At 31.4% G+C, this 25,515-nt stretch carries 24 protein-coding genes; 20 read left to right on the plus strand and 4 right to left on the minus strand.

Annotated elements, in window-relative coordinates; all coding sequences use genetic code 11:
- Window positions 1–29: 29 nt before the first annotated feature.
- The 18 genes from G6N05_RS08110 (at window position 30) to G6N05_RS08195 (ending at window position 21,240) form a co-directional block, all read left to right on the plus strand.
- The gene (locus G6N05_RS08110; RefSeq protein ID WP_166126485.1) at window positions 30–1,934 is read left to right on the plus strand and encodes a LysM peptidoglycan-binding domain-containing protein; all 1,905 of its coding nucleotides are present in this window, start codon (window positions 30–32) and stop codon (window positions 1,932–1,934) included.
- The gene (locus tag G6N05_RS08115) at window positions 1,934–2,338 is read left to right on the plus strand and encodes an OsmC family protein (RefSeq protein ID WP_166126488.1); all 405 of its coding nucleotides are present in this window, start codon (window positions 1,934–1,936) and stop codon (window positions 2,336–2,338) included. Before G6N05_RS08110 ends, G6N05_RS08115 begins: the two co-directional genes overlap by 1 nt.
- Before the next feature lie 99 nt (window positions 2,339–2,437).
- On the plus strand, window positions 2,438–2,785 hold the full coding sequence (locus G6N05_RS08120) for a DUF805 domain-containing protein (RefSeq protein ID WP_166126490.1): 348 nt from the start codon (window positions 2,438–2,440) through the stop codon (window positions 2,783–2,785).
- Window positions 2,785–3,018: a DUF3820 family protein gene (locus tag G6N05_RS08125; protein WP_166126492.1), complete on the plus strand. Its 234-nt coding sequence runs from the start codon at window positions 2,785–2,787 to the stop codon at window positions 3,016–3,018. The genes G6N05_RS08120 and G6N05_RS08125 overlap by 1 nt, the downstream gene beginning before the upstream one ends.
- A 116-nt stretch (window positions 3,019–3,134) precedes the next feature.
- A complete protein-coding gene (locus G6N05_RS08130) occupies window positions 3,135–4,391 on the plus strand; it encodes an aldehyde dehydrogenase family protein (protein ID WP_317167479.1) in 1,257 nt (418 codons plus the stop codon).
- A 158-nt stretch (window positions 4,392–4,549) separates the two neighbouring features.
- Complete coding sequence (locus G6N05_RS08135; RefSeq protein ID WP_166126497.1) at window positions 4,550–6,157, plus strand: CTP synthase; 1,608 nt, start codon at window positions 4,550–4,552, stop codon at window positions 6,155–6,157.
- Between the two features lie 72 nt (window positions 6,158–6,229).
- The gene (gene yidC, locus G6N05_RS08140; RefSeq protein WP_166126500.1) at window positions 6,230–8,122 is read left to right on the plus strand and encodes a membrane protein insertase YidC; all 1,893 of its coding nucleotides are present in this window, start codon (window positions 6,230–6,232) and stop codon (window positions 8,120–8,122) included.
- A 169-nt stretch (window positions 8,123–8,291) separates the two neighbouring features.
- Window positions 8,292–9,104, plus strand: a complete 813-nt coding sequence (proC, locus tag G6N05_RS08145; protein ID WP_166126503.1) for a pyrroline-5-carboxylate reductase — start codon at window positions 8,292–8,294, stop codon at window positions 9,102–9,104.
- A 79-nt stretch (window positions 9,105–9,183) separates the two neighbouring features.
- Entirely contained in the window at window positions 9,184–9,960 is a 777-nt protein-coding gene (locus G6N05_RS08150; RefSeq protein ID WP_166126508.1) for a toxin-antitoxin system YwqK family antitoxin, read from the plus strand.
- Window positions 9,960–11,147, plus strand: coding sequence for a tRNA 2-thiouridine(34) synthase MnmA (gene mnmA / locus G6N05_RS08155; protein WP_166126511.1), 1,188 nt, complete (start codon window positions 9,960–9,962; stop codon window positions 11,145–11,147). Before G6N05_RS08150 ends, mnmA begins: the two co-directional genes overlap by 1 nt.
- A 36-nt stretch (window positions 11,148–11,183) precedes the next feature.
- Complete coding sequence (locus G6N05_RS08160) at window positions 11,184–12,800, plus strand: S8/S53 family peptidase (RefSeq protein ID WP_166126516.1); 1,617 nt, start codon at window positions 11,184–11,186, stop codon at window positions 12,798–12,800.
- A gap of 247 nt (window positions 12,801–13,047) precedes the next feature.
- Window positions 13,048–13,992, plus strand: coding sequence for an NAD(P)H-dependent flavin oxidoreductase (locus G6N05_RS08165; protein WP_166126521.1), 945 nt, complete (start codon window positions 13,048–13,050; stop codon window positions 13,990–13,992).
- Between the two features lie 12 nt (window positions 13,993–14,004).
- The gene (locus G6N05_RS08170) at window positions 14,005–14,418 is read left to right on the plus strand and encodes a hypothetical protein (protein WP_166126524.1); all 414 of its coding nucleotides are present in this window, start codon (window positions 14,005–14,007) and stop codon (window positions 14,416–14,418) included.
- Window positions 14,419–14,421: 3 nt separating this feature from the next.
- Window positions 14,422–15,732, plus strand: a complete 1,311-nt coding sequence (locus G6N05_RS08175; protein ID WP_166126527.1) for a chorismate-binding protein — start codon at window positions 14,422–14,424, stop codon at window positions 15,730–15,732.
- A gap of 122 nt (window positions 15,733–15,854) precedes the next feature.
- A complete protein-coding gene (locus G6N05_RS08180) occupies window positions 15,855–16,208 on the plus strand; it encodes a four helix bundle protein (RefSeq protein ID WP_166126532.1) in 354 nt (117 codons plus the stop codon).
- Window positions 16,209–16,261: 53 nt separating this feature from the next.
- Entirely contained in the window at window positions 16,262–17,581 is a 1,320-nt protein-coding gene (tilS, locus tag G6N05_RS08185) for a tRNA lysidine(34) synthetase TilS (RefSeq protein ID WP_166126537.1), read from the plus strand.
- Window positions 17,565–19,589, plus strand: a complete 2,025-nt coding sequence (locus tag G6N05_RS08190; RefSeq protein ID WP_166126540.1) for a protein-disulfide reductase DsbD family protein — start codon at window positions 17,565–17,567, stop codon at window positions 19,587–19,589. Before tilS ends, G6N05_RS08190 begins: the two co-directional genes overlap by 17 nt.
- 115 nt (window positions 19,590–19,704) lie before the next feature.
- Window positions 19,705–21,240, plus strand: coding sequence for a YifB family Mg chelatase-like AAA ATPase (locus G6N05_RS08195; RefSeq protein WP_166126544.1), 1,536 nt, complete (start codon window positions 19,705–19,707; stop codon window positions 21,238–21,240).
- A 16-nt stretch (window positions 21,241–21,256) separates the two neighbouring features.
- Here G6N05_RS08195 and G6N05_RS08200 read toward each other — a convergent pair whose 3' ends face one another.
- Window positions 21,257–21,871 (minus strand): Pr6Pr family membrane protein, encoded by a 615-nt coding sequence (locus tag G6N05_RS08200; protein ID WP_166126548.1) that lies wholly within the window; start codon window positions 21,869–21,871, stop codon window positions 21,257–21,259.
- 232 nt (window positions 21,872–22,103) lie between these two features.
- On the opposite strand from G6N05_RS08200, the gene G6N05_RS08205 reads away from it, so the two are divergent.
- Window positions 22,104–22,712, plus strand: coding sequence for an HPP family protein (locus G6N05_RS08205; protein WP_166126553.1), 609 nt, complete (start codon window positions 22,104–22,106; stop codon window positions 22,710–22,712).
- On the opposite strand, the gene G6N05_RS08210 is transcribed toward G6N05_RS08205, so the two are convergent.
- From G6N05_RS08210 to G6N05_RS08220, 3 genes are read right to left on the minus strand one after another with little or no spacing between them, the layout of a single operon-like run.
- Window positions 22,713–23,183: a hypothetical protein gene (locus G6N05_RS08210; protein ID WP_166126560.1), complete on the minus strand. Its 471-nt coding sequence runs from the start codon at window positions 23,181–23,183 to the stop codon at window positions 22,713–22,715. It lies immediately after the preceding gene.
- Between the two features lie 20 nt (window positions 23,184–23,203).
- Complete coding sequence (locus tag G6N05_RS08215; RefSeq protein WP_166126564.1) at window positions 23,204–23,953, minus strand: META domain-containing protein; 750 nt, start codon at window positions 23,951–23,953, stop codon at window positions 23,204–23,206.
- A 3-nt stretch (window positions 23,954–23,956) separates the two neighbouring features.
- Window positions 23,957–24,382, minus strand: a complete 426-nt coding sequence (locus G6N05_RS08220; RefSeq protein WP_166126568.1) for an META domain-containing protein — start codon at window positions 24,380–24,382, stop codon at window positions 23,957–23,959.
- A gap of 133 nt (window positions 24,383–24,515) precedes the next feature.
- Here G6N05_RS08220 and G6N05_RS08225 point away from each other — a divergent pair, with 133 nt between their 5' ends.
- Complete coding sequence (locus G6N05_RS08225) at window positions 24,516–25,478, plus strand: lipid A deacylase LpxR family protein (RefSeq protein WP_166126572.1); 963 nt, start codon at window positions 24,516–24,518, stop codon at window positions 25,476–25,478.
- Window positions 25,479–25,515 lie beyond the last annotated feature (37 nt).

The following is a 25,515-nucleotide window of genomic DNA, read 5'->3' on the forward strand; positions in this document are numbered from 1 at the left end:
TTCAATATAAAAGCAATAAATATTTACGTATGAAAAAGGCACATATATACATTATTTTATTTTTAGTAAGTTTTGCAGGTTATTCGCAAAGCAAACATACTGTTGTAAAAGGAGAAACTTTATATAGTATTTCAAAAAAATACAATGTAAAACCAGACGATATATTAAAACTGAATCCAGATGCTAAAGATGGTGTAAAAGAAAATACGGTTTTAACTTTGCCTTCTAGTGTAAAAGTAGTTGCGCCAAAATCGACTTTAAACAAGTACGAATACCAAGTACAACAAGGGGAAACTTTATATGCTATTTCTAAAAAATTAGGAGTTTCTGTTGACGAAATGATTAAAAACAATCCAGCTTCTAAAGAAGGAGTTTCAACTGGACAATCTTTAATTTATTTTGCAGCTAAAAAACACGCAGCTACACAACAAGTAGTGAAAACTGAAGTAGTTTCTAAAAAGGAAATCGTAAATCTTCATACCATTCAAGCGGAAGAAACAAAATATAGTGTGTCTAAAAAATACGGTATTTCTATTCCTGAATTAGAAGAATTAAATCCACATATTAAAAATGTTTTCGAAATCGGTATGCAAATCCGATTAAACAAAAACACGGTTTTACCAAAAGTTGTAGTTTCAGATGTTCAGCCAACAGCTACAAAAACAATGTTTTATGCGGTGCAACAAGGTGAAACGTTATTCTCTATTTCAAGAAAATTCGGAATTTCTGTTGATGAAATTACAAAAAAGAATCCCGCTGTTTCAACAGGTTTAACTGTCGGAATGGAACTCCTGCTTCCAGAGAAAAAAGAAATTAATTCAACTATCCAGAGTGATTCTGCAGATGGGTTAAAAAAAAAATTGAACTTATTAGAGACGGCGAATAAAACCAAGCAAAGAAACCTTGTTTTATTAATGCCTTTCAATATTAATAGAATTGAAAAAGATTCTGCTAAAACAAAAAGCGAATATTTAAAAACGGATAAATTCCTAAACATTACACTTGATTTTTATGCTGGTGCGTTAAAAGCAATCGATTCAGCTAAAGTGTTGGGATTACCTATTAATGCTAAGGTATACGATGCTGAAACTTCTAAATATTCTTCAAACGTTGCTACAATTATCAAGAATAATAACTTTTCAAATGTAGATGTGGTTATCGGGCCATTTACAAATTCATTTGTGGAAACGGCTGGTCTTTTATTAGACAAAAACACGGCAATAATTTCTCCATTAACTAACGAAGGTGGAAAAGGTGGAAGTAATGTTTTCTATGCGATGCCAAATGAAAATATTCAGAAAGTAAAGTTGATGTCGTATTTGAAATCGAAATCAGATGCTATTTTTGCCATTCATTCTGCATCAAAAACAAGTTTGAGTAGTTATTTCGCAGCTAATTATCCAGAAGTACAGTCGTCAAGTTTTAATGATAAAGGACTTTTTGACTATACGGTTTTCAAAACCACTTTACAAAAAGGAAAAAAGAATTTTGTGATTTTGGATTCCGATAAAATTATGCAAGTGATTTCTGTAGTCAATAATTTATTGAAATTGAAGAAAGAATTTGATATTCAATTAGTCGTTGTAGAAAGAAACGATGCCTTAGATTTTGAAGAAATTCCATCTAAAAATTTAGCCGCTTTACAAATGTTGTATCCTTCTGCGATTCGTGAAAATGAATCGATTGAAGCTATGAATTTCGCAAAAGCATACAAAAAAGACAATAAAATACAGCCAAATCAATATGCCACTCGTGGATTTGACGTGACGTTTGATGCGATTTTAAGAATGTGTCAAGAAGAAGGTTTTATTAAATCTACAGAAAGTCAAATTTCAGAGCAAATTGAAAGTCAATTCAACTATTCAAATAATAACAATTGGGGAGTTTATATGATGTATTATAATTCCGATTTAACTATTAAACAAGCACAATAATGGCAACATCTAAAGTAACTTATTTAGGCGATTTAAGAACATCATCCATACATTTAGCTTCTGGCTCAGAAATTATTTCTGATGCGCCAGTTGACAATAACGGAAAAGGAGAAGACTTTTCACCAACTGATACAGTTGCGAATGCCTTAGCAAGTTGTATGTTTACCGTAATGGGAATAAAAGCACGCGATTTAGAAGTCGATTTTTCTAATTCAACCGCTGAGGTTACTAAAGTTATGGGTACTGAACCACGCAGAATTACTGAAATTCATGTAACTTTTTCTATGAATGTTTCTGTTTCTGATAAAGAAAAAACCATTTTAGAAAAAACAGCCATGACTTGTCCAGTTTTCAATAGTTTACATCCAGATATTAAAAAAGAAGTAGTTTTTAATTGGAAGTAATTGTTTGAAATGTTAATAACTTTATTTTAACTCAAGTTTTTTTCTTACAATTATTATTACAATTTCGTTATTTTTGAGAATAACTAAAAACTAAAAATTATGTTTAAAAATGCTTTCTCTTTTAATGGTAGAATTCGTAGATTAGAATTTGGGATCTCTTATTTAATTTATTTAATTGTCTATTTGCCAATTATTTTTGCAATTGAAGCAAATCCAGATATGTCATATTTGTTGCTATTGTTGTTACCGCTAATTTGGTTTTTATTAGCCCAAGGTGCAAAAAGATGTCACGACAGAGATAATTCGGGTTGGTATCAAATCATTCCGTTTTATAGTTTGTGGATGTTGTTTGCAGATGGTTTTCCAGGAAAAAACCAATATGGTTTAAATCCAAAAGGAGTTGGAAATAATGACGATATTCAAGAAATCGGAGTTCCTCAAGAATAATGCTTTCTCAACAAGAACAACTTATTAAATTAGCACATACTATAATGCCCTTTGGAAAATTCAAAGGGCGTTATCTTATAAATCTACCTGAACATTATATTGTTTGGTATAAAAACAAAGGTTTTCCTGCTGGAACTTTAGGTGAACAACTTAAATTGGTGTACGAATTAAAACTAAATGGATTAGAAGAATTAATTCATAACATTCAAAAAAAATATCCAAAACCGCAATGATAGAAGAAATCTTAAATAGCCAAAAGGAGTTTTTTAAAACGAATGAAACTAAATCAATTTCTTTTAGAATAGCTATTTTAAAAAAGTTGAAACAGGTTTTGTAACAAAATGAAAAGTTGCTGTCTGAAGCTATTTATTTAGATTTTAATAAATTAGAATTTGAAACGTATTTAACTGAATTCGGTTTTTTATATATAGAAATAGATGAAGCCGTTATAAAGTTTAAAAAATGGTCTTCTAAAAAAAGTGTCTCCTCAAGTTTAATAAATTTCCCTTCTAAAAATTATATTCTACCAGAACCATTAGGTGTAACTTTAATAATTAGCGCCTGGAATTATCCGTATCAATTGGCTTTAGCTCCAGCTATTGCAAGTTTAGCTGCTGGAAATACAGTTATTATTAAACCCAGCGAAGTAGCGATTCATTCAAGTAATGCCTTAAAAAAAATAATTTCTGAAAATTTTGATGCAAATCATTTAGCTGTTATTGAAGGTGGAGTTGAAGAAACCACAAAGTTAATTCATTCTAAATTTGACAAAATATTTTTCACAGGTTCTACACAAGTTGGGAAAATTGTTTATAAAGCTGCCGCAGAAAATTTAATTCCCGTCACCTTAGAATTAGGCGGAAAATCACCAGCAATTTTAACAGAAGATTGTCATTTGAAAAGAAGCATTCAACGTTTAGTTTGGGGAAAATTTTTAAATGCAGGTCAAACTTGTGTCGCACCAGATTACGTACTAGTGCATCAATCTCTAAAAAAGGATTTTTTAAAGGGAATTGAAGAAAAAATTAAATTACGAAAGTATTCTATTGAAAATCAGAATTTCACAAAAATAGTTTCTGTAAAACATACACAACGATTAGTAAATTTACTCGAAAATCAAGAAGTAATATTTGGAGGAAATTATCATATCGAAAATAGAGACTTTGAACCTACTTTAGTTTTAAATCCAACTTGGGAAAGTCCAATTATGCAAGAGGAAATTTTCGGAACTGTTTTACCTATTTTATTTTACGAAAATTTCAACGATGCTATTCAACAAATAAAAACCAAAGAAAAACCATTAGCGGCTTATTTATTTACAGAGAATTCCAAATATAAAGACCAATTTTTAAATGAGTTTTCTTTTGGTGGTGGTTGTGTAAATGAAGTGATTATGCATTTAGTAAACGGAAATTTCGGATTTGGTGGTGTAGGTTCTAGTGGAATTGGCGCTTATCACGGATACGAAGGATTTAAAACGTTTTCTCACTTCAAAAGTATCCTAGAAAAACCTACTTTTTTTGAAATTCCTTTAAGATATTCCGCTTATTCTGCTAATAAATTAATTTGGATCAAACGATTTGTGAATTGGTCCAAGTATTTTTAATTACAAAGAAATTCTTTCATTTTTAACTACACATTGAATTAATTGAAAATTGGCTAATTAGAATTGGCACATTTACTAATTAATAGTATCTTTGCACGGTTTTTAACACAATATCAGTACGAATTCGTACAACATACAACAACACAACAAACAACAACATGAATCAAACAAAATACATTTTCGTTACAGGTGGTGTGACTTCTTCATTAGGAAAAGGTATCATTGCAGCATCTTTAGCAAAATTATTACAAGCAAGAGGTTACAGAACAACTATTCAAAAATTTGATCCGTATATAAACGTAGATCCAGGAACTTTAAATCCTTACGAACACGGTGAATGTTATGTAACAGATGATGGAGCAGAAACAGATTTAGATTTAGGACATTACGAACGTTTTTTAAATGTTCCAACGTCTCAAGCAAATAACGTAACGACAGGTAGAATTTATTTATCTGTTATCGAAAAAGAACGTCGTGGTGAATTTTTAGGTAAAACGGTTCAAGTCGTACCTCATATTACCAACGAAATTAAAGAACGCATGCAATTGCTAGGAAATTCTGGCGATTATGATATTGTAATTACTGAAATTGGTGGAACAGTTGGAGATATTGAATCTTTACCCTATATCGAATCAGTTCGTCAATTGGTTTGGGAATTAGGTGATAATAACGGAATTGTAATTCATTTAACGTTAGTGCCTTATTTGGCTGCTGCGGGAGAATTAAAAACAAAACCAACACAACATTCTGTTAAAACTTTAATGGAAAGCGGAATCAAAGCTGATATTTTAGTTTGTAGAACAGAACACGAATTGTCTCAAGATTTACGTCAGAAATTAGCCTTGTTTTGTAATGTGAAAAAAGAAGCAGTAATTCAATCTATTGATGCTTCAACGATTTACAAAGTGCCTAACTTAATGCAAGAAGAAGGTTTAGATAAAGTAGCCTTAAAGAAATTAAATTTACCAGAAAAAGCGACTCCAGATTTAAAACAATGGAACGAGTTTTTATATAAATTAGAACATCCAAAACACGAAGTAAATATCGGATTGGTTGGAAAATATGTGGAATTACAAGATTCTTACAAATCAATTTTAGAAGCTTTTATTCATGCTGGTGCGACACAACAAACGAAAGTAAATGTAGTAAGTATTCATTCAGAATTTTTAGATAAATCGAATGTAGCTGATAAATTAAAAGGTTTAGATGCAATTTTAGTTGCTCCAGGTTTTGGTGAAAGAGGAATTGAAGGTAAAATTGAAGCGATAAAATATGTGCGTGAAAACAATATTCCATTTTTAGGAATTTGTTTAGGAATGCAAATGGCTTCTATCGAATTTGCTAGAAATATTTTAGGAAAAAAAGACGCCAATTCAACTGAAATGAACGCGAATACAAGCTATCCAATTATCAGTTTAATGGAAGAGCAAAAAACAGTTACTGAAAAAGGTGGAACCATGCGTTTAGGTGCTTGGAAATGTGCCATCAAAGAAAATACTTTAGCACACAAAATTTACGGAAAAACGGATATTTTAGAACGTCACCGTCACCGTTTTGAGTTCAATGGAGATTATTTATCAGAAATGGAAGCCGCTGGTTTAGTAGCTTCAGGTTTAAATCCAGATACAGGATTGGTAGAAATTGTAGAATTACCAAATCATCCTTTCTTTATCGGAGTGCAATACCATCCAGAATACAAAAGTACAGTGTTAAATCCACATCCATTATTCTTGGGATTGGTTGCTGCTGCTGTTAAAAACAAATAAAACGTAACGAATTATAATAAAAGCAGACATATAATAACTAACTCAACTCCAACCGAGTTGCACATTTATAACATGGAAGAAAAAAAGTTCGACATTAAGTCGTTAATTGGTTTCACATTAATCTTCGGAATTTTAATGTGGATGATGTATTCAAATCAACCTTCAAAAGAAGAATTAGCCGAAAAAGCAAAAAAAGAACAAGCGGAAAAAGAAGCAAAAACACCAAAAAGTGTAACTTCTGCATCTCCAACTATTCAAAGTACTGATTCTACAGCAAAAGTTTCACCAGAAGCTTTAGCTAAATTAGGTGCATTTGCTTATGCCGAAACGTTACCTTCTGCCAAAAATGCAACAACTTTATTAGCAAACAACTTATTAAGTTTAAAAATTGCGAACAAAGGTGGTTACATTTCTGAAGCAACCATTTTAAATCAAGAACAATTTAAAAAAGGTTCAGGAAAAGCGGTTCAAATTATTAAAGATAATAACGCGAATTTCAACTTAACTTTAACTACGAAAGATGGTAAAGTTATCAATACTAAGGATTTATACTTCGAACCAAAGTTCACTAAAGAAGGAAAAAATCAAGTACTTACGATGCAATTAAGAACAGGTGAAAATCAGTTTTTAGAGTACCGTTATGTGATGAAAAATAATGACCATATGTTAGAATTTTCTATTCGTACTCAAGGTTTAGAAAATGTATTAAATACGTCTAAATCTCCAAGTTTAGAATGGAATTTAAAATCTTATCGTAACGAAAAAAGTGTATCATACGAAAACAGATATACGGAAATTGCTTATGAATTTGAAAATGGAAAAGATTCTTATTTAAGTAATACAACTGATGATGATGACACTATTGAAGAAGTTTCTTATGTGGCTTTCAAACAACATTTTTATACTTCGGTTTTATTAACAAATACGCCTTTTAAAACAGCTGAATTAAAATCTGATAATTTAGTTGACGATGAAAAAATAGATACTGTTTTTACTAAGAACTTCACAGCTAAAATGCCATTAGAGTTTAAAAATGGGGCTTTAAATTACGATATGAATATGTATTATGGTCCAACGGATTATAAAACATTAAGTGCATACGATAAAAACTTAGACGAAATTGTATCATTAGGTTGGGGAATTTTCGGTTGGATAAATATGTTTGTTTTCATTCCTTTATTCGGATTGTTATCAGGGTTTATGTCTTACGGAATTGCAATTATTATTTTTACGATAATCATTAAAATTGCCATGTCGCCAATTACTTATAAATCATTCTTGTCTCAAGCAAAAATGAAAGTATTGAAACCAGAAATTGCAGAATTGGGTGAAAAATTCAAAGACAACCCAATGAAAAAGCAACAAGAAACAATGGCCTTGTATTCTAAAGCCGGAGTAAACCCAATGGCGGGTTGTATTCCAGCATTAATTCAATTACCATTCATGTACGCTTCGTTTCAGTTTTTCCCTTCTGCATTCGATTTAAGACAAAAAAGCTTCCTTTGGGCAGATGATTTATCTTCATACGATTCAATTTATAAATTACCATTTAATATTCCATTTTATGGTGATCACGTAAGTTTATTCCCGATTTTAGCGGCTATAGCGATTTTCTTCTACATGAAAATGACAACTGGAGATCAAGCCATGCAAACACCACAACAAGAAGGAATGCCAGATATGGGAAAAATCATGAAAATTATGATTTATGTTTCTCCAATTATGATGTTGATTTTCTTCAATAATTACGGTTCTGGATTGAGTTTATATAACTTTATTTCTAACTTAATTACTATCGGAATCATGTTAGTAATTAAAAACTACGTAGTTGACGAGAAAAAAATCCACGCACAAATTCAAGTGAATAAAACGAAACCGAAAACGGAATCGAAATTTCAAAAGAAAATGCGTGAAATAATGGAACAGCAAGAAGCTCAAAAAGCTCTAAATCAAAAGAAAAAATAAATTCTTTAAAAGCCTGTTCATTTTGTGAACAGGCTTTTTTATTTAAATAAAATATGAAATCACCATTAACAAAAAGTTTGCGTAAGCAAACACCAATAAATAAAAAGGTGATAACATAACTTGTCCCGATAATTCGGGATATGACCACTAAAAAATATATTTTACATATATGAAAATAGCAATAATTGGTTTTGGAAATATGGGACAAACGTACGCAAGTAGTTTTGTCAGTTCAGGTTTTATTAAATCGGAAGATATTTTTGTATTGACACGAGATTTGTCTAAAATTTCAAACAAATACAATATTCCCAACGAGAATTTTTTTACAGAAATCAGCGCGTCATTTTTGTCGGTTGATATCGTAATTATTGCCGTAAAACCCCAAGATTTTGAAAATTTATGTTTTCAAATTAAAGATTTCATTACAGAAAACCATTTGATTTTATCAGTAATGGCAGGAATTTCAATTGAAAATATTTCAGAAAAATTACAAGTCAAAAAAGTCATTCGTTCTATGCCTAATATTCCGACTCAAATCGGACAAGGAATGACGGTTTTTACAGCTTCTCAAGAAGTAGATAGAAAGGATTTATTCATCATTCAGAATCTAATTAATACCACAGGAAAATCGTTGTTTATTGAAAATGAAGAAATGATAAATGCAGCAACTGCCATTTCTGGAAGCGGTCCGGCTTATGTATATTATTTTATGAATGCGATGGTGGATTCAGCCGTAAATTTAGGTTTTACCAAATCGGAAGCAGAGTTTTTGGTGCAACAGACTTTTTTAGGGTCTACACAATTGCAAAACAGAAGTAATTTATCAAATTTAGAGTGGATTGAGAAAGTAGCATCTAAAGGCGGAACAACTGAAGCTGCTTTAAATGTGTTTTATTCACACGATTTAAATTCGAAAATAAACGAAGGAATTATCCAAGCGAATGCAAGAGCAAAAGAACTTGGCAAAGTAATTGATAAATAAATATTATTATATACTTTTACCAAGCAATTTTTTTAAGATTTTAACGTTAGAAAAAGAGAAGAAAAACAACAAAAAACATATGAAAAAGATAGTATTTATTGCCTTTTTAGCGATTTCAAATTTTATTTCAGCACAAGATAAATTAAATCAATTTGATGATAAAGGTTTACGTCATGGACTTTGGAAAGGATATCACGACGAAAGTAAACGTCCGCGTTATGAAGGAACTTTCGACCACGGAAAAGAAACAGGAACTTTTAATTATTTCGATGATACAAAAGCAGGAACTGTAATTGCAACACGTGATTTTTCAAAAGGTGACGGTTCGTGTTACACGATTTTTTTCGACCAAAAAAATAATAAAGTCAGCGAAGGTTTAGTAAAAAACAAACTTTTCGAAGGACAATGGAAATATTATCATAAAGAATCAAAAGACATTATGACCCTTGAGAATTACAAAAATGGAAAGTTAAATGGTCCAAAAAAAGTGTTTTACAAGGAAAATGAATTGGCTGAAGAAGTTAATTATGTAGATGGAAAGAAAAACGGAATAGGTAAGACTTTCGGTGAAAACGGAAAACAAATTCATCAGCATACTTTTGTAAATGATGTTTTTGAAGGAAAAGCCATTTACTTTAATGTTAGTGGGAAAAAAATGTACGAAGGCGAATATAAAAATAATTCGAAAATTGGTACATGGAAATTTTACGAAAATGACAAAGTTGTAAAACAAGTTAAAGCAGAAAAATTCTCAAAAGAATTAATCAAATTCGAAGAAAAATTAGCTAAAAAAGCTGCAAAAAACAAACCAGTTGAACAAACTGTAGAAGAGAAAAAAGTAGAGGAGAAAAAATAATGAAGCGAGTAGTAGTAGGACTTTCCGGAGGTGTAGATTCAAGCGTTGCAGCCTATCTTTTAAAAGAACAAGGTTATGAAGTGATTGGGCTTTTTATGAAAAATTGGCACGATGATTCGGTTACTATTTCAAACGAATGTCCGTGGTTAGAAGATAGTAATGACGCGTTATTAGTAGCAGAAAAATTAGGTATTCCTTTTCAAACGGTTGATTTATCTGAGCAATATCAGGAAAAAATCGTCGATTATATGTTTAAAGAATACGAAAACGGAAGAACGCCAAATCCTGATGTATTATGCAATAGAGAAATTAAGTTCGATGTTTTCATGAAAATTGCGGTTTCACTTGGTGCTGATTATGTTGCGACCGGACATTATTGTCGTAAAAACACAATTGAAGTTGACGGAAAAGAAGTACACCAATTATTAGCTGGAAAAGACGATAACAAAGATCAATCGTATTTTTTATGCCAATTATCGCAAGATCAATTAGCAAAAGCGTTGTTTCCAATTGGTGAATTAACCAAACCAGAAGTAAGAGAAATTGCCACTCAAATGGAATTAGTAACTGCTGAGAAAAAAGATTCTCAAGGTTTATGTTTCATCGGAAAAGTGCGTTTGCCAGAGTTTCTACAACAAAAATTACAACCAAAAGAAGGTTTAATTATTGAAATTCCAGCAAATACTCAAATATATCTTAACCCAAAACCTCGTTTCGAAAATTTAGAAGCTGAATTGGCTTTCGAATCTCAAAATAAAGAGTATTCTGACGCAAACGGAATTGTTAAAGGTAAGCATCAAGGTGCGCATTATTTCACAAACGGACAACGTCGTGGACTTAATGTTGGTGGGACAAAAGAAGGTTTGTTTGTCATTCAAACCGATGTCATAAATAATATTATTTACGTTGGAGAAGGAGCAAACCATCCTGGATTATTCAAAAATACTTTATTTGTGAAAGTTGATGAAGTACATTGGATTCGTCAAGATTTAAAATTAGCTGTTGGTGAGACAACTGAAGTAATGGCGCGAATTAGATACCGTCAACCTTTGCAAAAAGCTATTTTACATCAATTTGAAAGCGGTATGTATGTGCAATTCGATAATCCGCAATCTGCCATTACTGAAGGACAATTTGTAGCTTGGTATATGGATGATGAATTGCAGGGAAGTGGTGTGATTTCTTAATTAGAAATTTATTATATTTGGTAAAACTTTGTTGATATGAAAAAACTATACTTTTTACTGATCATAGTAGTAGCCAATTTTGGATACGCACAAATTGAAGATGCTTGGGTATATTTTAATGATAAGCCAAGTTCTGCAACTTTTCTTTCAAACCCACTGACAATGCTAACGCAACGTTCTTTGGACAGAAGAACAGCTCAAAATATTTCACTAGATATTACAGATGTTCCTGTAGAACAAACGTACATTGCTCAAATTTCAGCCGCTACCGGAGTTACGGTTATGGCCAAATCAAAATGGTTAAATGCCTTACATATTCGTGGTACACAAACTGATATTCAAGCATTAACGGCTTTAAGTTTTGTGAATAATGTAAAATTTGCCAATCATTCTTTAAATCCGGGTGGAAAATTTTCTCAAACTCCAAAAGCGATTAAGCCAGTAAACAAACAATATGATGTTCAAGTAAACTACAATTATGGTGGTTCTCAAAATCAAATTGAAATGTTGAATGGCCATTTATTACATCAACAAAATTTTACAGGTCAAGGAAAAATTATTGCCGTTTTAGATTCAGGTTTTACAGGAGTTAACACAGTAGCACCGTTTCAAAACTTAATCACAAACAATCAAATTTTAGGTGGATATAATTTCCCTGATGCAAATACAAATTATTTCTTCAGACATAATCACGGAACAAATGTATTGTCTACAATGGGTGGTTTTGCTGACGGACAATTAGTAGGAACGGCTCCAAGTGCACAATATTATTTATTTATTACCGAAGATGTGAATTCAGAAAATCCAGTAGAAGAATCATATTGGGTTGAGGCAGCCGAATTAGCAGATTATTATGGAGTGGATGTAATTAATTCTTCTTTAGGCTATTTCGCTTATGATAATACAGCCTATTCGCATCAATATGATGACATGATTGGTAACAAAACTTTCGCTTCTCGAGGTGTAAATATGGCATTTAATAAAGGAATTGTTGTAGTAATAAGTGCTGGAAATTCTGGTGCTACTTCAGACCCACATATTGCAACTCCAGCTGATGCAATTGGTGCTTTAACAATTGGAGCTGTAAATAGTTTAGAAGCATATGCTAGTTTTAGTTCCATCGGACCTTCTTTTGATGGAAGAATTAAACCTGATGTTTGCGCAAAAGGATTGCAAACCACAGTTAGTTCTACAACTGGTACCATAACAACTTCAAGTGGAACGTCATTTTCAAGTCCAGTTATGGCCGGAATGGTGGCTACTTTTTGGTCTGCAGTGCCAAATTTAACTGCACAACAAGTTGTTAATTTTATAAAGCAATCTGCTGATAATTATAACGCGCCAACCACTCAAAAAGGATACGGAATTCCAGATTTTCAATTGGCTTTAACGAACGCGTTAAATTTAGAAGAAGTTTCATCAAATAAGAGTTTTGTAGTGTATCCAAATCCAGCCGAAAATCAAATCACTTTTCAATTGGAAAATAAACAAAAAGGGATCCTTTATTTATACGATGTTTTAGGTCAAAATATACTAACAAAAGAAATTTCAGAGAACAATAATGCAATTGACATCCAAAATTTGTCAAACGGCGTTTATTATTATAATTTTGAATCGAATAAAGTATTTAAAGGAAAAATAATAAAAAAATAATTTGGGCGTTACCACAAGGGTCGGGCTTTTCGCTATATTTTTTTAAAAATTGCCTTCGAGTGCCTCAGGCAGCTTTTAAAAAAGATGCCGCTACAATCCCTAACGCAAAACAAAAGAGCCAAGTAAAAAGAGTCAAGTAAAAAGTAAAAAGAGCCAAGTAAAAAGTTAATAGGTTTTTTAGAAAGAATAATATTTAAATAAAATCGGCGTTTATCTGTTTAATCCGTTAAATCCGTGTACCAATAAAATGAATAGAATTAAAAAATTATTTAGCATAAAATATCCAATTATTCAAGGAGGAATGATTTGGAATAGTGGTTATAAATTAGCAAGCGCAGTCAGTAATGCTGGCGGATTAGGACTTATTGGTGCAGGTTCCATGTATCCAGAAGTATTAAGAGAACACATTCAAAAATGTAAAAAAGCTACCACAAAACCTTTTGGTGTTAACGTTCCCATGTTATATCCTAATGTGGAAGAAATCATGAAAATTATCGTAGAGGAAGGCGTGAAAATTGTCTTCACTTCAGCAGGAAATCCAAAAACATGGACGCCTTTCTTAAAAGAAAATGGAATAACAGTAGTTCATGTCGTGAGTAGTTCTAAATTCGCATTAAAAGCACAAGAAGCTGGTGTAGATGCAGTTGTTGCTGAGGGTTTTGAAGCGGGCGGACACAACGGTCGTGAAGAAACTACTACATTGACATTAATCCCAATGGTTAAAGAAAATATTACAATTCCATTAATCGCAGCGGGTGGAATCGCTACAGGAAAAGGAATGTTAGCCGCAATGGTTTTAGGCGCAGATGGTGTACAAATGGGAAGCCGTTTTGCAGCTTCAACAGAATCTAGCGCGCATATCGATTTTAAGAAAACTATTTTAGAAACACAAGAAGGCGAAACGTTGGTAACTTTGAAAGAATTAGCACCTGTTCGTTTAATTAAAAATAAGTTTTTTAATGATGTTCAAGAAGCTTACGCGAATTGCGCTTCAACAGAAGATTTGAAAACTTTATTAGGCAGAGCAAGAGCAAAACGCGGCATGTTTGAAGGTGATTTAGTAGAAGGCGAATTAGAAATTGGACAAATTGCAGGATTAATTCACGATATTTTACCAGTGGAAACCATAATTGGCAATGTTATTGCTGAGTTCAATTCGGCAAAAGTTGCTATAAATGAAATTCAATTTTAATAATAAAGAAAAATGAAAAAATTAGTTGCCATCTTATTTTTTGGTTTGTGTGCACAATTAGGATTTTCTCAAACCTATCAATTTAAAACCGTTAATTTTTCTGTTTCTCAAAAAACTGAAAAAGGAACTTGGACAAAATGGTCAAAAGTGCAACCTACAGAATTGTTAATCAATTTAGATAGAGATAAACATCGTTTTGTAGTTCATTCAGAAATTATTCAACTTTATAGTATTGTTAAATATGAAGATAAAGTAGAAAACGAAACCGGAACTTCAAACAAATATTTTTGTGTAGATAATGTGGGTTTAGAAACAGTTATTACAATCGTATCTCCAAAAGATGCAGGAAGTAGTAAACAAATTTACATTGCTAACGAAGAAATGATCATTGAATACGACTTAATTTATTTAGGCGAAAAAAAATAATTCTTGCGTACAAATATTTCAAAATATATCCACAATGTTGCTCTTTTTAAAGAGCAACTTTTGTATTGGAGCAATCAGTTCCGAGAAGTTGTTGTTTTAGATAGTAATATCGAAAACAATGAAAATCAGTTATATAAATCTTACGATTTAGTTGTGGCTGTTGAAGCTTTTACTTCTATTCAAACAGATTATGAAAAAGCTTTCGAAGATGTGTATCAATACCAATCCAAAGCAAACGATTGGTTATTTGGTTATTTATCTTACGATTTAAAAAACGACGTAGAACATCTAAAATCTCAAAATTTTGATGGCTTACAATTTCCTGATTTATACTTTTTTCAACCTAAAAAAATCTTCTTACTAAAAGGAGATACAGTTGAAATTCAATATTTGAACATGTGTGATGATGAAGTGGAATCTGATTTTGAAGAAATTACTCAAAGTCAAATGTCAAACGTCAAAAGTCAAAAGTTACCAATAAATATCCAACAACGAATTTCCAAAGAAAATTACCTTAAAAAAACAGAAAAAATGTTAGCTCACATTCATCGTGGCGACATTTATGAAGCTAATTTTTGTATGGAATTTTTTGCTGAAGATGCGAATATAGAACCAGTTGACATTTATCAGAAATTGAATGAAATCTCAGCTTCACCATTTGCGGTTTATTTCAAGAAAAATCAGCATTATTTACTTTCGGCTTCACCAGAACGTTATTTAAAAAAGGAAGACGAAAAAGTGATTTCGCAACCTATCAAAGGAACTGCGAAACGCAATTTGGATATTGAATTAGACGAACAAAGCAAAATTGATCTTCAAAATAATCCAAAAGAACGTTCTGAAAATATCATGATTGTCGATTTGGTTCGAAACGATTTGTCTCATACTGCAACAAAAGGTTCAGTAGAAGTGGAAGAATTATGCGAAATTTATACATTTAAGCAAGTCCACCAAATGATTTCAACCATTGTTTCCAATGTAGAACACACGACTTCACCAATTGAAATTTTACGCACGACTTTCCCAATGGGAAGTATGACAGGCGCTCCAAAGATTTCTGCCATGCAAATAATTGAAGAATTGGAAGAAACCAAACGCGGTTTATACAGCGGAGCCGTTGGCTATTTTACACCAACAGGAAATTTCGATTTCAATGTGGTCATTCGAAGTATTCTGTATAATTCGGAAAATAAATATCTGAGTTTTTCTGTCGGAAGTGCCATTACTTCGGAAGCCATTCCTGAAAAGGAATATGAAGAATGCTTACTGAAAGCCAAAGCAATGTTTGAGGTTTTGGTGAAAAGGCATAAGTGAATAGGCAAAAGGCATAAGTGAAAAGGCATAAGGTATAACTAGTAAGGCATAAGAAAAAAGAGAAATAGATAAGGAAGAAGTTTATACGCCAATAGAAATATAAAATTAATTAATTTGACGCCATGAAAAGTTATAGAGATTTAATAGTTTGGAATAAATCCATGTCATTAGTAACATTAATATATACTATTTTAAAGAAATTCCCAGATGAAGAAAAGTTTGGTTTAGTTTCCCAAATTAAAAGAAGTTCAGTTTCGGTTCCTTCAAATATAGCTGAAGGTTATGGAAGAAATTACACAAAGGATTATTCAAGATTTCTTCAAATAGCTAGAGGTTCATTATATGAAATGCAAACTCAAATTGAAATTTCTAAAAATCTAAATTTTATTTCAGAAATGGATGTAAAAGAAATTTTTGATTTAACTTTAGAAGTAGAAAAAATGCTAAATTCGCTAATTAATAAATTAAAAGTCTAAGTTGAAAGGTGTATAACTTATCCCTTATAACTTATCCCTTTTAAACTAAAATAATGGAACAAAAATTTCAAAATCATATCCAGCAAAATTTTTCTTTTCTACAAGATAAGAAACTACTTGTTGCCACAAGTGGCGGCATGGATAGTATGGTTTTGGTACATTTATTTCAAAAATTAAACCTAAATTTTGCTTTAGCTCATTGCAATTTTCAATTACGTGAATCGGAAAGTGATGGCGATGAAAATTTTGTAAAAGAGTATGCTAAATCTAACACTATTAATTGTTTTATAACAAAATTTGATACTGAAAAGTATTCTGAAGAACATAAATTATCCACTCAAGTTGCTGCTAGAAATCTGCGATATAATTGGTTTAACGAGATTTTAGAGCAAAATAATTTCGATTATATTGTCACGGCGCATCACGCTGATGATGTGGTAGAAACCTTTATGATTAACCTTTCTCGTGGAACAGGTTTGGATGGTTTAATTGGAATCCCATCACAAAACGGAAACATTATTCGACCGATGTTGCCTTTTTCTCGTAAAGAAATTGAAGAGTATGTTTCAGAAAATAACTTGCAATGGCGAGAAGACAGCAGCAATGCCTCAGATAAATATTTGAGAAACAAAATTCGTCATCACATTGTTCCTGTTTTTAAGGAAATTAATGATTCATTTTTACAATCATTTCAAAATACGCTAGAACATATAAATCAAGACCAATCATTAGTGAATGATGCAGTTCAAATGGTGTATGAAAAAGTGGTGTCTGAAGAAAATGAGCAACTAAAGATTGATATTTCTGTGTTACTTCAATATAAAAATTACAAAGCTTATTTATATCAATGGTTACATAAATTCGGGTTTTCGGCCTGGAATGATGTGTATAATTTGGTGGAATCCCAATCGGGTAAACAAATTTTCTCCGAAAACTATATTTTGCTGAAAGACAGAGGTTTTTTAATTCTTTCAGCTAAGAAAACAGCTGATTTTAAAGCGATTATTGTGAATTCTATAACAGAAAAAACTAATTTTCCGTTAAAATTGACCTTATGTAACTTAAGTAACATTTCAAATCAAATGAAGAATGTTATATTTGTGAATGAAAATAAAATCCAGTTTCCGTTAACTATTAGAAAATGGAAAGAAGGGGATTATTTTTATCCATCTGGCATGCAAGGAAAAAAGAAAGTTAGTAAGTATTTTAAAGACGAAAAATTCACACTATTTCAAAAGCAAGAAACTCGGATTTTAGAAAGTAATAATCAAATTGTTTGGATAATTGGACATAGAGCCGACGAACGATTTATAGCAAATAACTCAACTCAAACCCAAATAAAAATAGAATTTAATAATGAAAAAAATATTTAGTTTATTAGCCCTACTAATTACCTTTTTAGGAACAGCACAGATTGTAGAACCCGTAAAATGGAGTGCAAGTGTTGTTAAAGTTTCAGATACAGAATTAGATTTAGTTATTACTGCTGATATTGAAGATCATTGGCATTTATATTCACAATTTACACCAGATGGTGGCGCTTTACCATTGGTTTTAACTTATAAAAATCAAAAAGGAAATTATCAATTAGTTGGAAAAACTAAGGAAGGTAAATATAAAAAATCATTTAATGAAACTTTTGAAATTGATGAATATTATTTTGAAGGTTCAGCAAAATTTACGCAACGTATAAAAATTTTAAATACAAAATTAAAAACAATAGATGTTCTTGCAGACGGGCAAGCTTGTATAGATGGAAAATGTGTACAAACAGAATCTAATTTAAAATTTAAATTACCAGAACTTAAAGTTGCAGAAACTACAACAGTTGAATCAGTTAATGATTCTGTTTCTAAACCAACAGATTCTGTAGCAACAACAGTAACTGATACAACAGATACTGAGGTTGCACCAGTAAAGGATTTAAACATTGAAAAACCTTCAAACAAAGAAGAAAAAAGTTTATGGACTATTTTCTTTTTAGCCTTTTTAGGTGGATTTGCAGCACTTTTGATGCCGTGTATTTTCCCTATGATTCCAATGACGGTAAGTTTCTTTACCAAACAAAGTAAAACTAAAGCAGCTGGTATTAGAAATGCTGTAATATATGGTTTAGCTATTATTGCTATTTATGTGTTATTAGGTTCTTTTATTTCTTGGGCTTTTGGTGCAGAAGCATTAAACGAATTATCTACAAGTGTCACTTTTAATGTGATTTTCTTTGTTTTATTAGTTGTTTTTGCTCTTTCATTTTTAGGAGCATTTGAAATTATGTTACCAAGTTCTTGGGCAACAAAAATCGATTCAAAAGCGGATAAAGGCGGAACAATTGGTATCTTTTTTATGGCATTAGCACTAGCCGTTGTTTCTTTCTCTTGTACAGGTCCAATTGTTGGGACACTTTTAGTTGAATCGTCTAGAAACGGTGGGATTGCACCGATTGTTGGAATGTTTGGTTTTTCTTTAGCCATTGCATTACCATTTATGTTATTTGCCATGTTTCCGGGTTGGTTAAATTCTATGCCAAAATCAGGTGGTTGGTTAAATACAGTTAAAGTTTCTTTAGGATTTTTAGAATTAGCTTTTGCTTTCAAATTTTTATCTAATGCCGATTTAGTTTTGCAAAAACATTGGTTAGAACGTGAATTATTTATCGCCATTTGGATTGCCGTTTTTGCAGCTTGGGCTTTATATTTATTCGGAAAATATATGTTGCCACACGATTATGAAAAAGCAGATAAAATTGGAGTAGGTCGTTTAATTATGGCAATCATTGTTACAACTTTCACTTTTTATATGATTCCAGGATTATGGGGTGCACCTTTAAAAATATTAAGCGGATTAACACCTCCAATTAATTATTCGGAAAGTGCTTCGGGATTCGGAAACGGAGGAGGTTCTAGTACAGCTGAATTGCCAGAACATGCACACAAAGGTCCACACGGGATTATTGCTTTTGAAGATTATGAATATGGTTTAGCTTACGCGAAAAAAGTTGGTAAACCAGTATTATTAGATTTTACAGGAGATGCTTGTGCGAATTGCCGTAAAATGGAAGATAATGTTTGGTCGGATAAAAATATTATGCCAATTTTAAAAGAAAAAGTAGTTTTAATTTCATTATACTGCGATAGAAAAATTGAATTGCCAAAAGAACAACAATATGTTTCTAAAACTACTGGAAAAGAAGTAGTTACAATTGGTAATAAATGGACAGATTTACAAATTACGAGATATAACAGTAATTCACAACCGTTATATGTAATTATTGATAATGATGGAAATGATATAGAAGGTTTTGAGCCAATGGCATTTAATACTGACATTCAAGAATACAAAAAATGGTTAGAAGTTGGTATTGCCAAAGCTTCTAAAAAATAAGAATCTCTCTTTTTAAAATAAAGTTAACCTGTGTGATAAATTTCATGCAGGTTTTTTTATTTCGAAAACTTTTCTACATTTGTAACCTTATAAGCCAATTTTTAAAGTACAAGCCATGTTAGTAAAAGTCTTCGGAAGCGCCGTTTTTGGTGTTGACGCCACAACCATTACAGTAGAAGTAAATATCGATAAAGGAATCGGATACCACTTGGTAGGATTACCAGATTCTGCCATTAAAGAAAGTAGTTATCGTATTGCTGCCGCTCTCAAAAACAACAATTACAATCTTCCCGGAAAGAAAATCACCATAAATATGGCACCCGCCGATTTAAGGAAAGAAGGTTCTGCCTATGATTTAACACTCGCTATCGGAATTTTAGCTGCTTCAGGCCAAATTAATGCGGAAGAAGTTGGTAAGTATATTATTATGGGAGAAATGTCTTTAGATGGCGGTTTACAGCCTATCAGAGGCGCGTTGTCCATCGCTATAAAAGCGAAAGAAGAAGGTTTTTTAGGAATTATTCTTCCAATACAAAATGTGAAAGAAGCCGCAATTGTAGATGGTTTAGATGTTTATGGTGTCGATAATGTGTTACAAGTCATTAATTTTTTTGAAGGAAAAGAGACTTTAATTCCGACCGTAATTGATACCAAAGAAGAATTTTCTAAAAACTTAGAATTTCCAGAATTTGATTTTGCTGATGTCAAAGGGCAGGAGTCTATTAAAAGATGTATGGAAATTGCTGCGTCAGGCGGACATAATATTATTTTAATTGGTCCGCCTGGAGCAGGAAAAACAATGTTAGCCAAGCGTTTACCAAGTATTTTACCACCAATGAGTATGCAAGAAGCTCTGGAAACCACAAAAATACATTCCGTTACAGGCAGAATTAAAGATGCGGGTTTGTTAACGCAAAGACCATTTCGTGCTCCTCATCATACAGCGAGTTCGGTGAGTTTAGTGGGTGGTGGAAGTTATCCGCAACCGGGAGAAATTTCTTTGGCACATAACGGCGTTTTATTTTTAGATGAATTGCCCGAGTTTAAAAGGGAAGTTTTAGAAGTGATGCGACAACCTTTGGAAGACAGAGAAGTAACCATTGCTCGAGCTAAATTCACCATTACTTATCCATCTTCTTTTATGTTAGTGGCAAGTATGAATCCTAGTCCGAGTGGGTTCTTTAATGATTCTAAAAATTCAAATGGAGCTTCACAAATGGAAATGCAACGCTATTTAAGTAAAATTTCAGGACCACTTTTAGATAGAATTGATATTCATATTGAGGTAACACCAGTTCCTTTTGATAAATTATCAGAAACTCGAAAAGCAGAAAGTAGTGTAGAAATAAGAAAACGGGTAACAACAGCCAGAAACATTCAAACACAACGCTTTGAAAACTACAATCACATACATTATAATGCACAAATGAGCAGTAAACTTATTCGAGAATATTGTGCTTTAGATGAAGTTTCGTTACAACTATTAAAAACGGCTATGGAACGTTTGAATTTATCGGCACGTGCTTATGATAGAATTTTAAAGGTTTCCCGAACAATAGCCGATTTAGAAAATTCTGAAAATGTGTATTCACATCATATCGCTGAAGCCATTCAATATAGAAGTTTAGACAGAGAAGGTTGGTTAGGATAATTACGATATAGAAAATTTACGATTTACGAGTTTTGTTTCCAATTAAGATTAAAACCCACATTATAAATAAAAAAAATAGACTGATTATTAAAGCATTAATGAAAACTTGTGAGTAACCAATTTCAATAACATTAACAAAAGGATAAGGATAGAAATTCGAGAAATGTCCTCGGATAATTACGTATAAAAAGTAACCAATTGGATACCAAAGCCAAATTTTAATATTTTTAAAAATTAAATCAGTTTTATTTGCGAATTTTAGCCAATATAGAAACACAAAAAGAGGAATTGCAGAGTGCAATAACTCATCAATGATTCTTTGTAAACCAGTAGGTTGCCAAGTTCCTCTCAAAATGAATTGATATACTAATCCGACAACTAAAATGAAAGCTGTTAATGCGGTCAAATTGCCACTATTTGTTAATCTTGATAAAGAAGTGTTTTTGGAAATTGATATTCGAGAAGTGAAATATAAAGCTACTAAAATATTGGTTAATATGGTAAAAAAACTAAAAAAGCGAATTATAGTTTCTTGAATATCTGCTTGCCTGTTTTGAATCATCAAAATAAACTGTCCAATAATTGCTAACCAACCAATAAGAAATCCTAAAATGTCTATGTATTTCCTCATAAAATGTTTATTTTTAAAAAGTTGTGTCGTAAATAATAGTAGTACTATTTTCAAAAGTACAAAACAAAGTCTAAATTTATAATTAATAAATAAACTTATTAAGGCGATTATTTACCGTTTTTCTTTCTAATATAAATTAGTATAAAGTTATCTTAAAAGTAAGAAGATTAAAATTTTCAAAAGCAAATTTGACTATTTTTGTATTGCACCTAAATTAAACTAAATAGTTAGTATGCCCATTCAAAAGATAAAACGTGGTTATAGAAAAACAAGATATATCTTTTATAAGGAAACTTTAATCGACTTTAAAGAACATTTTTGGTCGTTTATTGGTTCGTTTTTCGGAATTGGAATTATTGCGTATTTGCAAAGTCAAACCTTAGAAACTTCTGATTTGGTTTTTCTAATTGGTTCTTTTGGAGCCTCAAGTGTTTTGGTTTATGGTGTGATTCAAAGTCCTTTAGCACAACCGCGAAATTTGGTTGGCGGACATTTAGTTTCTGCCATAATTGGAGTTACAGTTCAAAAACTAATTCCAGATATTTTATGGATTTCCGCACCATTAGCGGTTTCTTTATCTATTGTTTTTATGCAGATTACGAAAACGCTTCATCCACCAGGAGGCGCAACAGCTTTGATTGCCGTTACTGGTTCTGTTGCGATTAAAAAAATGGGATATTTTTATGTGATTTCTCCCGTTTTAAGTGGAGTTTTGATTCTATTATTGATAGCACTTGTTTTTAACAACATGACTTCCAACAGAATTTATCCTTTCAATAAAAAATTTGAAAATATCAGAAACCGATTCCTGATATTTCCAAAATATTTTAAAAAGATTTAGTTATTCAAAAACGCCATCTATTTTTGTTAATGGCATTTTTGAAGTAAAATTCAGATTTGAAGCATCTTTAAATGTTGTTCCATCATCATTTAATTCACCATAACCTTCAATTAATTTGTCTCCATCAACTTTAAAAGCTACTTCTCTTGTGCTTTCTTTTCCTTCAGACTTAAAAGTGTATTTTCCAATTAAAATTCCATTTTCAAATTTTCCAGAGAATTTTCCAGAATTTTTATCTTTTTCAGCTAATTCATAAGTTAAAAAACCTTTAATTTTATTTCCATTTTCTTCAATTACAAAAGTGATTAAGTTTTTCCCATCTTCAAAAAGATAGTTTCCCATTGCTAACGTATCCAACTTTTTTTCTTCAGTTGTAATCTCTTGATTATTTGTGTTTTCCGGATTTTCTTCTTTGTTTTTACAATGTAACATTGTTAATAACGTAAAAAATAGGATAGTAAACTTCTTCATCTTTTTAAGTTTTTAAATGTCTAATCAATTTTTTTAAATATGATTTTTTTTCCTGATGGATTTGATAAAATTAATCTATTTTCTCCAATGGAATAACTTGTTATATTTTGAAGTGTGGTTATGTATTCCGTTTCTTTATATGAATTATCACACATCATTTCAGTGGTTACAATATTGATAAATCGTAGTTTTTCTTTTTCCGAAAATAAAGTGCCATTCATTTGATTGCATCCCGAAAACCCAGAAAATTTGTTTGTACTGGCATAAATTTCGATCATTGGGAATTTTTTACCAAAATCTTCAGAGCTTATTTTTTTGCCATTTAATTCTTCTAAAACCCAAATATCATGCAAACGATAATCTGTAATATATTGTCCGCAACCTTTAATGTTCTCAAATGCAGAAGTCTTATTTTTTCTATAATCGACAGAAACTTTGTATGGAGAAAGTTCTCCCGACATTTCATTTTGACATTCTTGTTGTGAAATTTGAATAGTAAACTCAGCCGATTCGGTTTTAACTCTATATAATTTCACATTGCTATCCATTGCAAAAATTGGTTTAACATAAGGCAAAATAATAGAATCTTCTGGAGTTTTATACACAATTTGTTCTTCTGAAATTGAAATATTCCAAAATGGTTCTGTTCCACTTGCTTTAAAATACGGAAGTTTTTCGGTATCATTTACAACTGTTGTGTTGGAAACCGAAGCTGTTTTACAACTTAAAATCGTCAAAACTAAAATTCCGAAAAAAATTGACTTTTTCATAACTTATTTAGTGATTTTTTTGAATCGCATCATTGGAACATCGCCTTTATTTAAAAAGAGTTTTCCTTCTGCATCAATATAATAATAGTTTACTTCTTTTATCATTTTTAAGAAAACTTGTTCGCCACCGCCCTCACAATATCTCATAGTCATTGGGAAATTTTCATCAAATTTAATAGTTTGCACATCTAAAGTATATTTCGTCGAAAAGCCATTGCAACCAGTTGTTCCGCTAACTTCTTTTTTTGCTGTATTGAACGTAATTTGAGGTTTATTTTCAGGAAACAAACCGTCAAAAGCAATTCTTGGTCCAGTTATATATTCTAATTCCCAAGTTTCATTTGAAAGAGTTGTAGTGTTTTTTAATGTGGTACATGAATTAAATGCAAGTGTTAAAAGGCTAACAAAGGCAAAAGTGATCTTTTTCATATTCTAATTTATTTAGATTTTTCATTTCTATAGTTAGCAAATAATGTACCAAAAGAAGATTAATTTGTCTTTTAAATGTTTTTTTTCTAAACAAATTGAAAACTATTTGGATCTATTTTGCGTATATAAAAGTATGAAAAATTACCAACTATATTTCTTATTTACATTTCTATTTCCGATTTGTCTTTTGGCTCAGAAGATTGATAATATGGCATCATTTCGTGATATGAATGCGAAACGCTATTTCCGTTTTAATTATGATAACGATTATTTTGCATCACAAGATCAAGATTATACACAAGGTTATAGTTTTGAATTGGTTTCACCGAATATGAAAAATAATCCAATAAATAAGATGCTTTTTAATCCCAAAAACACCGAAAATAAGTACGGAATTACCATTGAACACATCGGTTTTACACCTTTCAATATTAAAAATTCTAAAATTGAATATGGCGATCGTCCTTTCGCTGCAACAATTATGCTAAAAAGCTTTGCGATTGCCACAGATACAATCAATACATCTCGTTTAATTTCTTCTATGAATATTGGATTAATTGGTCCAGGTGCATTTGGAAAAGAAATGCAAGTCGCTATTCATGAAGCAACTGGAAATACGATTCCAGAAGGTTGGCAAAATCAAATAAAAAATGATGTAGTTTTAAATTACGAAGTTAGTTATGAAAAACAATTGATAAGTTATCGGAATTTATTTTCATTATCCTCTAATACAAGATTGCGTTTAGGAACTTTATTTACAAATGCTGGAATTGGAGTAACTACTACATTTGGAATTGTTAACACACCATTTTCGTCAATAAAAACCAAAAAAAGCTTTTCATTGTATGGTTTTGCACAATCTATGGTGAATGTTATTGGTTATGATGCGACTTTACAAGGCGGAATTTTCAACAAGAAAAGTCCATATAGGATTTCCAATAGTGAAATTGAACGTTTGACTGCTCAAATAAATTTCGGTATGATTATGCAAACTCGAACAATGTTTTTTGAATATTCACGTTCTCTAATTACAAGAGAATTTGAAGTTGGAAATAGCAGTAAATGGGGCGGAATTAAAGTAGGTTTTCGTTTTTAAAATGGTCAAAATTCAATTTCAGATGCTACATAATTAA

It is taken from the genome of Flavobacterium bernardetii, assembly GCF_011305415.1.
Taxonomy (GTDB): Bacteria; Bacteroidota; Bacteroidia; order Flavobacteriales; family Flavobacteriaceae; genus Flavobacterium; species Flavobacterium bernardetii.